We start from the raw sequence: 11,838 nt of genomic DNA, 5'->3' as shown, positions 1-11,838 counted from the left end.
TCAACAATCAATTTAAATGAAATGAAAAAATCACTTGTATTTATTCCGGCTATCGTGCTTGTATTACTGCTGCTCAATTCTTTTGTAGTAAAAGAAAAGGAAGCAAAAAAGAAACCAGTTGAAAATGCCAGAACAGCGGGAATTACCAACATCATTTTCCAGTCTGCTGACGGCGGACAAACCTGGCAGGATATCAGTGAAGGATTGCCTGAAAAATTGCAGAAAGAAGGTATAGGCGGAGATGGTTTTTTTGCAAATGACCGCGGGCTTTATTTACGTGCTGAAAATGCAGTTTATTACAATGAACCCAATACCAAAACTGCTTTCTGGACCAGGGAGATGTTCCCTGGTAAACAACGTAACATTGTCCCTGGCAGGAATGGGATACTTGCATATACGATCCGGGGGCAATTTTTGAAAAAAATAAACGGAACGGGTGATTGGTCGCCCATGTACACGAATTTTCAGGAGCAAGCTGTACGCCTGGACAGTACGAATGATTGGGTGTACAAGACTTATAAAGAGAAAGAAGTGCGCACCGTTTTTGAAACTGCCCGGGGTACAGTTCTCATTGGCTCCAGCAACAGTCTTTTCAGGTCCGCTAACAATGGAAAAACCTGGAAACAGTTGCATGTGGGGAACGGTAGAATGAGATTGGTAGAGTCAAACGGTGTACTCCTGACTACCAGCAAAGATGGAATATTGAGATCAACGGATGATGGTCAAACCTGGGACCGTGTGATGAGTGAAGGCGGTCTGGGCATTGCAGTGGAACGTATTGATGGGGGATTTGCTGCCATCGTAAACAACCCCGTAACCCAGACAAACAGCATACACATCTCCCTGGATAGCGGGAAAACCTGGAATGTCATAGGCGAAGATTTGCAACCTTCCTGGGGTAGTTTATTAATGAAAAAAATGGGCTTGCCTCAATCGTTCCCGGATATTTTATCGATCAAACAAATGGGTGAATATTTAATATGTGGCCGTACCGACGGCATATTCCGGTCATCTGATAACGGTAAGACATGGCAACAACTATCACCTCCTGCCGTAAAAAATTATGGCTTTAATTTATCGGTTTCTGGCAACGTCGTTTATGCCATACCAAATAAAGGATGTTGAAAAAACTGGACTGATGAAGCGGTACATTTTTCGGTAAAAATTCAAAAATGCTTTTTGTTAGAATGCCGGAGTTTCTACCGGACTCTCAGAAAAATGGTAGAGATTGAAGGACTGTTGACGACAGTCCTTTTTTGTTAACAAAATCAGACTCCGCTTTCCTTACGCATCATGCTCAGGAATGCAGGCGTGATGCCCAGATAACTGGCAATGTGTTTTTGGGCAATACGCTGTTCCAGGCCGGGGTGGCGCTTGCGGAATTCGAGGTAGCGTTCTTCGGCGGTTTTGTAAAGTTGGGAGGTGATGCGGCGCTGGTAAAGCTCAAAGCCGTTTTGGTTAAGGACACGAAAAAAGCGTTCAAACTTTGGAATGGTTTGAAACAACTCTTCAAGCTGCGGTAACGAAATGCAATATACGACGCTGTCTTCCAATGCCTGAATTGAATTTACCGCAGGTTTTGCATTGAAAAAGCTTACGATATCGCAGGTCCACCAGTTTTCGGGGTAAAAACCGATGATATGGTCTTCGCCGCTCTTATCGGTGTAAAACATGCGCAGGCAGCCGTGCTTCACGAAATAAATGTACCGGTCGATCTCCCCCGCATGCAGCAGCCAGGTGCGCTTTTTCAATTCCTTGAGCTGAAAAAAAGCAAGCGCCTGCTCCTGTTCATGGGGGGCAAGCGCTATATGCATGGCAAAGTTATTCAGGATCAGCTGGTGCATGCGCTAAAAATAAGCATTACAACGCAAACGGGCGCGTCATATATAATTTCAGATCGGCGAGCGCAGCCAGGCGCAATGGTTCTGCAATATCGCGGTAAGCATCGCTTTGCGCCACGGTCAAAAATGCCTCGACGCTTGCATATTCCACGAGCAGAATGGCGTCCCAGTCTTCGCCTTCATCAGCGATTACGCTCACCAGCACATCGCTCAGCAGATTCACTTTCGCTTCCATCCCCAGCATTCCCATCACGCGGTGAAATGCAGGCAGGTATTCTTCAATGTACAGGCGGCGGTCTGTGAATTTAAGCATATTCAGCATCAGAACCGGTCCTGTGCCTGGCACGGTGTCCGGAAGAGTTACCACTCTCATGTGAGTTGTTCTATGTTTTTCAAATTTTTCATAGCACAAAGGTCACCTGACGGAGGCAGGAAAAAGTTTAACTAGTTGAAGATTTTGCGAAGCAAGATATTGTATATCGGGAAGTGATGGGACGAAGTCGCGGTGAGGGAGTTGGTTTTGTCAAGACACAAAAAAAGGTCCTGAATTCTCTGGCGGATTGAGACGCGTGCAAGTGGAAAACTCCCGGAGCCGGATTACTTCAAATAGTATGATCTCCATGCAAATCCATATCAACTACAATACTATTATGAAGCAAAATTTTTCCTAAGTAATTCTATATCAAAGTCGTACTGAGATTAAAATATTGCTTTTTTAAAGATCTGGTAGAACGAATACAGTAAAGACAAGTGAAGCAGCGATTATATGTAAGTTCATCTAACCATTCATCAACATGCAAACATTTACAATTTCTGCTGTTCAGCTTCATTTAAAAGAACAGAAATACCTTCAAAAAAACATCGAAAAGTCTATTGGTTTGGTTAAAAAAGGACCACTGGGCGGGGTGGGAGGCTTATCGCTTTTCCTGATGTTGCTATTTTCTGCAAATCTTGCTGCCCAGACCAACATTCAGTGGGATAAAACTTTTGGGGGCGATCAGGGAGAATTCTTTCAGTCTATTGAGCCCACTTCGGACGGTGGTTATATTATTGGTGGCGTATCCCAGTCCGGTATCAGTGGCAACAGAACAGCTGCGAGCAAAGGAAGTGCCGATTACTGGATCGTCAAAATTGCAGCTGATGGTACCAAAATGTGGGATAAAGCCTATGGAGGTTCTGATTGGGACGCTTTGAACTCAGTTAAACAGACAGCCGACGGGGGATACATTTTGGGCGGTCATTCCTACTCTCCGGCCGGATTTGATAAAACGGACGACAACCATAACTCAGCTGAAACAGATTACTGGATCGTAAAAATTTCATCCGACGGTACCAAGGAGTGGGACCGGTCGATAGGCAGTGAATTCTTTGAGGAACTTAGGGAAGTGCAGCAAACTACTGACGGCGGCTATCTGCTTGGCGGTAGTTCAAGTTCCAGCAGACCGGGCGGCGATAAGACAGACGCTCATTACGGTGGTGACTTTTGGGTCGTCAAACTGGCTGCGGATGGTACAAAACTTTGGGATAGAAGCTATGGCGGACGTGATGCGGAAACATTGCAAACCATCACACCTACTGTCGATGGAGGCTTTATCTTCGGTGGCAGTTCTGTATCTGATGCAAGTTGGGACAAGACAGAGGATTCTAAAGGAGGATCTGATTACTGGGTGATGAAAACGGATGCAAATGGAATAAAGCAGTGGGATAAAACCATCGGAGGGAACGGTTCTGACTGGCTTAATTCTGTTGAGCAGACTGCAGATGGGGGGTATATATTAGGTGGAACCTCATCGTCAGGCATTAGTGGCGATAAGTCCGAAGGAAAACGTGGAATTAATGATTACTGGGTTGTGAAGCTTAATGCTGCCGGCACCGTAGAGTGGGACAAGACCATCGGTGGGACGACATTTATCAACGCTGATGCAGAAATACAAGGTGAAAGCAGCCTATACTCTGTGAGACAACTTGCCGAGGGCGGGTACATTCTGGCGGGAGATTCCAACGCGGCTGTCAATGATGACAAGACGCAAGCATCGAAGGGTGACAAGGATGTGTGGCTGGTAAAGATTTCATCCACTGGTGCAATCGTATGGGATATGAGCATAGGAGGCGAGAACCTGGATTATTTTCCAAGGCTAATAAACACGGAGGATGGTGGTTTCGTGCTGGGAGTACAGTCAGAGTCCGGAGCGACCGGTGACAAAACCGGACCAGCCTGGGGTAACAGGGACTTTTGGATAGTAAAGCTGACGGCAGACATTAACCTGCCTGTTTCCTTAACAAATTTTTCAGTCTATGCCGAAAATACTTCAGCGCTGTTAAGCTGGCAAACGACTATGGAAACTAACAGCGATCGTTTCGAAGTGCAGCACAGCACGAATGGAAAAAGCTGGAGTTTATTAGGCACAGTTAGTGCAAAAGGGAAAAGCAATGAACTTAGGAGTTATCAATACATGCACACCAGTCCGGCGTCTGGTGAAAACCTTTACCGGCTCAAAATTTTCGATAACGACGGTACTTTCGCTTACAGTAAAATCAATAGCCTGCGTTTTGACGAAAATCTTTTGGTCAACGTTTTTCCAAATCCCACTGCCGAAATATTGACCCTGAAGGTGGCCGACTGGTCAAAAGTGACATATGTCGAGATCATCAACGGACAAGGAAATTCCGTGTATCACTCAGGGGCGATACCATTACAAAGCATCAGTGTAAAGGGGTTGCCCAAAGGACTTTATTTCCTGAGAATAATTCTGAGTGACGGAAGTAGTGTAACCAGGAAAATAGCAATTGGCAATTGAAGATAGTTGGTGGAAGACCATCATATCTGCATTATGCTAACATTGCCTTAGGGGTTGGTTGAGATCTAATTAATCCTTTACAAAAATGTCCGCACCTGGCCGACGGATCCTTCTTCAACCATTTATTATTAACGCTAATCAGCACAACTTTTTGAAATTACTCAGGTATTTGATTGCTGAGTTGGAGACGGGTCTCGAACTTTGCCTTTAATCGGCTCGTAATCAACATTTTGTCTCCTGTATTTGAAGTGAACTACACGAAAGACTCACTATTTTTTATACATATAGTACAATAGTATATTTGTTATGTATAATTCTTTTGGCGAAAATTGACTGGTTTAACGGTGATTTTCGCTGGTTTTGGGGTGAGTTTTCGGGTGGTTTCTTGTGTTCAAAGTTTGGAAAATGCCTGTGGTTTTTGGCGGTGGTGACTGCGATGTTGCTGGGCGAAGTTACAACATTTCGAGTGTTTTTTTGAAGGTGCTCGGTCCAGATTTTGCTTGGTGCAAGTGCTGTTTAACCTCTCCAAAAATGACTTTGAACGACGCCATTAATTAGACCTCAAAATTGACAAAACAAAGTCACGTTAATAGCCCCCTAGTTACCAATTTAAGCTCACTGATCACAGATTCAATCTCATCTTCCGTAGTAAACCGTCCAATACTAAGGCGCAATGTATTTCTTGCAGAATGCACACTTTTTCCCATTTTTATCATTACATGGCTAGGTGCTCGATCGTGGTTATCGCACGCAGATCCTGTTGACAAGGCAATGTTATTAATGTAATCCGTTAGTCTTAGACCTTGTTTGACAGGGAAGCTCACGCTAGATATATTTGGGATCCTTTCTAATTGATGCCCATTTACAGTAATGGCCGGATGTATACTCATTAATGCAGCTTCAAGCCTTTTTCTAAATTCATAGATTCTATTAGCATCCGTTTCTCTTTGAACATAGCTAATTTCAGCAGCCTTTCCCAATCCGACAATGCCAGGAACATTTAAGGTTCCTGGCCTTAAACCTAGCTCTTGCCCACCACCATGCAGGATAGGCTGAATTTTAGCTTCATCCTTAACAAACAACCCGCCAACCCCTTTCGGTCCATAAATCTTATGAGCCGAGAAACTTAAAAAGTCTACGCCAAGTTTACGCACATCTAAGTTAAATTTACCAAATGTTTGTGAGGCGTCCGTGTGAAACAATATCTTCCTTTCTTTTAAAATTTGGCCAACACCTTCGATATTGCTAATAACTCCGGTTTCGTTGTTAGCATGCATAATTGATACTAGTTTGGTAGAATCCTTTATACTGGCAACTATATCTGCAACAGTAATTTGGCCATCGCTATTTGGATTAATAAAAGTTACTTCAACACCACTCCTTGCTAGGGCTTCTAAAGGAGAAAGGACTGATTTGTGTTCGATCGAAGATGTTACCACATGTATATTTCTAGTAGCGCCTGCGGACTGTGTGGCCTTGATCGAACCAAGAATAGCTAAATTATTAGACTCCGTTGCGCCAGAAGTCCAGACAATTTGCGAATCAAGGCAGTTTAAATTTTTAGCAACCAACCTTCTTGCCTCATTAACATGACCATTTGCTTCTTCTCCCATTGAATGACTCGTATTCGAAGGGTTTGCAAAGTGACTGTTGAACATCGGGTACATGGCTGCTAGGACTCGTTCATCGCACTGTGTACTAGCAGCATTGTCCATGTAGATCATTTCATCGAGATTAAGATTTCCTATAAATCGGACCATGGTGCGCCTTTACCCCACCCTCACCGTTTCCATGATCAGAGTACCAACAGTTCACTATATGAACTTTGAGGTCCTTTGGCCAAGTAAATAAATCGAAAGCGAGGCTAGCACCCGAAGAAACCTCGTCTTTCTCAGAAGCCAGAACAAAATCAAATATCCAAAAGTCGGTCTTAGTTGGATCTTTTTGATAAACGTAACTAAAAAGATCAAAGTAGTGTTGAGCCATAAGTAAAGTGCAATTCGGAATAAACTGTTCATCGCGCAAATAGCCAAGATAAACCAGGTCTCCTTTAAGATTTCTGTATTCCACCTTTGAATTAACACTATTAATGTCAACACTGAATTTATCCTTTGTGGATTCGTCAATAAGCGCCTGTTTAATTCGCTTACTGGATTCATTTCTGGTTTTGGTGAGCAGAAATGATTTTACATTTTCTTCTGGAACGTCATATGATAAATTTTTAATTTTAAGTTCCTCTACGACTCGTCTTCTTTTTTCTTTGAAGTCTATTACAATATCGATATCGTTCTCTACGCAATCTCCGTAGCACTTTACGAATTGTTCATTCCCATCTACAGGCCTGAAATCATTGATGAATGCATTTAAAAATATATTCGATTTAACACTATTGTAGCTTTCGTTTTCAAGCAACCTAGTTAAAAATTCCAAGGCCCTGAAGTCCGTCTTTAGCCTATTCAGATTGTTTATCTTACGCATCTCAACGTAAGAGGTCTCAATCGCTATAGACATAGCAGCAAACTGTAGATCACTTTCAACAAGCAGGTGATTGAAAATATCATCGATGGTACGAGATAAATCTTTGAAATAATACTTGTCAATAAATTTGTTAATTGGAAGCGCATAATTTGACCAAATATCATCAAACCTAGACCTTCTAAATTCAAGGTTTTGATTGTTGCATTCTATTACGCACACTTTTCCGCCTTCTTTATTAATATGTTGAATCGGTGATACTAGACTTTTCTCCACAATTGCAAAGTCATGCAATCCATCACTAAACATGGCAAAGTCGTTCATTCTCTTAATCAAACTTACAAACCCTTCATCCTCAATACAGAAAATTCGAGTTTCTGATATACATTCGGATCCCTTATTGATATTCTTGTCTTCAAATTCGAGTACATGGCGAAGTATCTTAATGATTTTTGGACTTAAACTATTTCCAGAAACCACGAGGATTCGACGAAATAATTTGCATCTCTTTTCTCTATGCAGTGAAGCTTGACTACTAAGTATCTGCCGAGATATATTTTGAACCTGCGTGTCGACAGAGTCCATCAACTCCTCCCATCTATGTATGGCTAAATCAAATGCACGAAATTCCGAGAAGTTCTGCTTTTGAAACATGTGTAGTAGTAGGTTGAACGAGCGACTATACTCTATTGGATTCCCTTGTCTTATCTCGGGTTCTTCCTGATTCATGAAATCAGAAAAAAATCTATTTTCTGATACAATATTCTTGTTTTGCGAATGACTTTTGATGTTATCAAAAATCTCTTCGGATACATCTCTAATTTGTGTGTCAGTAATGCCCATTCCATGTTCCTCATCCGAGCTTCTCGTGTATCTGATAGTAGTTAGACCCCCTATGTCAGTTAATATTTGAAGATTTACGTTAGATGGCGCAACAACGAAGCATTTTTTTGTTCCTAAATATGAAGCAAAGAGACCGTACTCAAAAATAACATTGTCTCTTGTTATGTTTTGTATTCCAAGAGATTTTTCTATGTTACTTAAAACACCCTCTGAGTTTATTTTATTAACAAAATGATAATTTTTTCCTCTAATAATTAGATCGTCGTCGTAGAAAAGAAATATTGCGTAGTCATATGACCTAGAGGCTTTAATCAACTCCTCAATTGTCGTAGTCCCGTTAACAAAAATTCCAGTATCATTCCATAACGATATGTCTAAATCATACTGATTCAGTTTTGCAATTTTTCGTAGTTCAGCTCTTATTTTTGAAGCATATAGTAGTGAGATAGTTGAGGAGGCAATAAATACTTTCATTGTGCTAGTTTGAGTTTACTTTCTGAAAAGACATTCGAACTAAAAATTACCATATGGATTACGTCAGCATTGGCTTTCATATGAAAATGGACACATGATGACGTATGTCACCTATCGGACAATTCGGACATCCGACCTCTGCTACTGTGCTGGCCCTGTAATAGAATGTTAGTGATTACTGAAAAGCACCTTTAATATGAGCGATTTAGTGATTTAAAACAAGTTTAAAATCGAATTTTATAATAGCGGTGTGTTGCAAATACCGAATATCGGGAATGGCAGTTAAAAGTAGTCTTCCACACTGCGGAAGGAAGTCTCGATTATATGTTTAACAGTAAATGGCAAGTTTGTCTTGGCGATTGCAATGCCATCAGAATTTTAAGAAGATATTCGGTAAATCTTTCGCCTTACACTTGCTTTGGATGGGTCTGTAAGGTAAATAGTTAGCATTGGTGAAAGCAGTAAACGAAACCAATTGACGGACTAAGGGGAGATTCTGGTGCTGGCCGACCTACAATGCTAGATGATCTTGAAAAAAGTGCTAAGATTTGAGATACCCTACTCCTCACCAATTAATGCTTTTACTTGGTTCACCTTGTCTAATCTAAACAATTCTTACCTTGCTCAAGATCACGCCAACTCTCGCTTTGGAAGCTAGTTCCTCTTGTATTAAACCAACTACACGTAGGCGTTGCTTCAAGAATGCTGAAAAGTTTTGTTATGTTGTACTCTTCTAGGTATAAATGGTAGTTTTAGCTGTATTATATAAATCGGGTTTATAGTTGACTGTACCCCCATGGTTAACTATAATATTATTGTTTTTACATCAGCGCAATCGCCCATCTCACTCAAAGTAAAAAGTGACGGGGTTTACCCCTTGGCTGCAAATCCATAAGGCGGTTTAAGGAGCGGCTTTCGCCGCGGTAAATAGCCGCATGGATTTGCCGTCGTCACTTTTTGCTTTGTACCTTTCGTTGCGCTGTGGTGCAAGCGCACTTCTTCAATAAGTCAAAATCCCATCGAAAACCCTTTCTGCTTCTTCCGTTTCGGCTTCTTCAACTGATGCGGCGTGTACTCGCCGTCTTTAACAGGAGACAACAAAGAATCAAGAGACTTATCATTCTCCAACGACCTACTATTTCCGACATGATAAACATTATTTGCACTAGCAGCCTGGCCAAAATCCATTCCTATCTTTTGAGACTTTTGCTGATGAAGAGAAAAAGGATCCTCGATGCATCGCTCGGTAATTCCCTTCGCGCTATACTGCTTGCCCAACGCACTTCCATTGAAAACACATTTAGTACGGTGGTCCAAATATGTGATCCCGTACAGCTTGCCGTCCTCATTTTTCCGGATCACCGTATCGATCCCGTCTTTTTGAAGAATGTTAATTAGCCTGGGCAATGACACGTTTTGTTTGCCATACAATGTGAAATCAATCCTATTCTTAACACGTAACGAATCCTTCATACGGTTTGAATTCATCTCATTATATAGAAAACGCACTTTTAGCTTCCTATGTGTTGGCTTGAAATGAAAGTCGCTTGCTTTGATGGGCACCCCAACCCGATTTCCATCTTTATCCAGCACACGGTATAAGATGCCATTGTTCTTTCTGATCCGCGAACCTTCTGAGCCAATATCCGCTGCAACATTATATTGGTTGAGCACTGCATTCAATTCTCCCATTGTGGTAAACTTGTATTCGTTCAAAACCTTGTCGAGCACATTGGTAATGGCCTTCTTGGTTTCTGATTTTCCATACTCTGCTTTGATGCTGACGGGCTTCAAATTAAACTCCTGCGCTTTTCGGTCTTGTGCCTTCACCAAACCAAAATCTATCTCAATCTCCTTCCTAGTTTTTTCCGATTGATTTTTGCCCAGGTTGTGCAGTGATATTCGGCTGCCATCAGCTTGGATGTTGGTCGTCACGATATGCACATGCGGGTGACCCGCATCCCGATGCTCGTATACGAGGGCAGGTTGTTTCTCAAATCCAATACCTTTTAAATAGGTTTTCGAAATCTCCGCCAGCTGCTCTCTGCTCAACTTTTCCGACGGATCGAAGTTCAAAGACACGTGAACCGTATTGACCTTCGTCCTTTTGTTCAAAGCCAGCTGCCACTGAATCCGGTTCAGCTTTTGATCAAAACTTAGGGCATCCGCATCCTTGGGATAATTGATAGCCGAAATGCATTCCGCATTTCCCTGTTCCAGTTTGTTCTCATTGTATAGCAGTACTGACCGAAGTCGGCTGCTGGTGTGGATCACTGCAACCATCGATCTGCCATTTTATCGGTTTGCGATTTGATCTTGTCCAGGACTGAAAACAGAAATGTCTTTTCAGCTTCGTAGCTGACGATCCAATTTCTGAATTCTGAGATTTGGTTGACCGCGTTGAGGCGTTTGGTCGCCTGGTTGAAGTTGTTGCCAAGCCGGTTTAGCTCATCCCGCAGCTCTGACAATTCACCGATCATCTGATCTTGCGAACCGTTCCTTTCGATCACAGTTACCGGTCGGTTGAAGATCAAGAGCCTTAAAAATTCACTTAATTTCCGGCATGTGGTGCGGCTGCGTTTGGCTTCCAGATTAGCGTATTCTCTGGGTGTTAACCGGAAGATTACAAGCTTTGTCTTGTTCGGTTTTTCTTCTTTCATCACGATCCTATCTACACTTTCAAACATTAAAAACTCCTTCAAAAACCTGAACCGACTTTGGAGGGGAAGGCCAGATCGGGTGCGCAGCAACCGGCGATTGTATTACAATCGTACATCTGGCCAGACGCGCAAAGCAGGCGGCTCATTTGGATTTCAAAGTCTTTGAAACCAGATGCTGAGCCGATTTGTGAATCTAGTTTATTGAAATGGGATTTACCTATCCTGTGTAAATTTGCCTTAGGATCAGGAAGGGTTTCAGGCTGATAGTTGTCCGTTCAAAAAAAAACGAGAATGGTCGAAAAAAGTCGAAATTGTCTGTGGTTGTTTGAGAATTCTTGAAAATGTTCGAGTTTGTTCGATACCAGCACTAAGTACATCAGGTATATATCAGTCGAAAGATACCATTTATGAGTCTGGTGAGCTGATCAAAGCAGTTTGGATGTCACTATCAGATATTCAGCAAAAGTCTATCGAGAGACTTTCCAAAAAAATGCATCTGCTGCAGTATGATGACTTATAGTAAGGTTGGTTTTATGCGACATTATCACCTTACATATGCGACCTTTCCGTGTTTTCTCATTAGTTTAGTTGAATACCCAATCTACGCTTCTCCACCGGACGGGGGATCTTAAGTATTGTATCGTTAGTCACATCTCCGTGCACTAATAAGGGAGTCAATACGACCATTGATCTTGTCCATTTGCACCTGGGCCTCGTTAATATCCACACTGTGCTGATAACCCGCCT

At 42.1% G+C, this 11,838-nt stretch carries 8 protein-coding genes; 2 read left to right on the top strand and 6 right to left on the bottom strand.

Translation table 11 applies throughout. The features are described from left to right. Nucleotides 1-21: 21 nt before the first annotated feature. A complete protein-coding gene (locus HWI92_RS16935; RefSeq protein ID WP_204657460.1) occupies nucleotides 22-1,125 on the top strand; it encodes a beta propeller repeat protein in 1,104 nt (367 codons plus the stop codon). A 143-nt stretch (nucleotides 1,126-1,268) separates the two neighbouring features. Here HWI92_RS16935 and HWI92_RS16930 read toward each other — a convergent pair whose 3' ends face one another. Further along, complete coding sequence (locus HWI92_RS16930) at nucleotides 1,269-1,844, bottom strand: Crp/Fnr family transcriptional regulator (protein ID WP_204657458.1); 576 nt, start codon at nucleotides 1,842-1,844, stop codon at nucleotides 1,269-1,271. Nucleotides 1,845-1,860: 16 nt separating this feature from the next. Next, a complete protein-coding gene (locus HWI92_RS16925) occupies nucleotides 1,861-2,214 on the bottom strand; it encodes a hypothetical protein (protein WP_204657456.1) in 354 nt (117 codons plus the stop codon). A 421-nt stretch (nucleotides 2,215-2,635) separates the two neighbouring features. Between HWI92_RS16925 and HWI92_RS16920 the strand changes: the two genes are divergently transcribed. Beyond that, a complete protein-coding gene (locus tag HWI92_RS16920; RefSeq protein ID WP_204657454.1) occupies nucleotides 2,636-4,639 on the top strand; it encodes a T9SS type A sorting domain-containing protein in 2,004 nt (667 codons plus the stop codon). Nucleotides 4,640-5,220: 581 nt separating this feature from the next. Here HWI92_RS16920 and HWI92_RS16915 read toward each other — a convergent pair. The 4 genes from HWI92_RS16915 to HWI92_RS16900 form a co-directional block, all read right to left on the bottom strand. Next, entirely contained in the window at nucleotides 5,221-6,354 is a 1,134-nt protein-coding gene (locus HWI92_RS16915) for a cysteine desulfurase family protein (protein ID WP_262897705.1), read from the bottom strand. Nucleotides 6,355-6,373: 19 nt separating this feature from the next. Beyond that, nucleotides 6,374-8,431 (bottom strand): TIR domain-containing protein, encoded by a 2,058-nt coding sequence (locus tag HWI92_RS16910; RefSeq protein ID WP_204657450.1) that lies wholly within the window; start codon nucleotides 8,429-8,431, stop codon nucleotides 6,374-6,376. A gap of 1,008 nt (nucleotides 8,432-9,439) precedes the next feature. Then, nucleotides 9,440-10,714 carry a relaxase/mobilization nuclease domain-containing protein gene (locus tag HWI92_RS16905; RefSeq protein WP_204657448.1) on the bottom strand — a complete coding sequence of 425 codons (1,275 nt, stop codon included), beginning with the start codon at nucleotides 10,712-10,714 and terminating at the stop codon, nucleotides 9,440-9,442. Next, entirely contained in the window at nucleotides 10,702-11,091 is a 390-nt protein-coding gene (locus HWI92_RS16900; RefSeq protein WP_204657446.1) for a plasmid mobilization protein, read from the bottom strand. Before HWI92_RS16900 ends, HWI92_RS16905 begins: the two co-directional genes overlap by 13 nt. Between the last annotated feature and the right edge of the window lie 747 nt (nucleotides 11,092-11,838).

It is taken from the genome of Dyadobacter sandarakinus, from assembly GCF_016894445.1.
GTDB classification, from domain to species: domain Bacteria; phylum Bacteroidota; class Bacteroidia; order Cytophagales; family Spirosomataceae; genus Dyadobacter; species Dyadobacter sandarakinus.
This window is presented reverse-complemented; position numbering and strand designations above follow the sequence as displayed.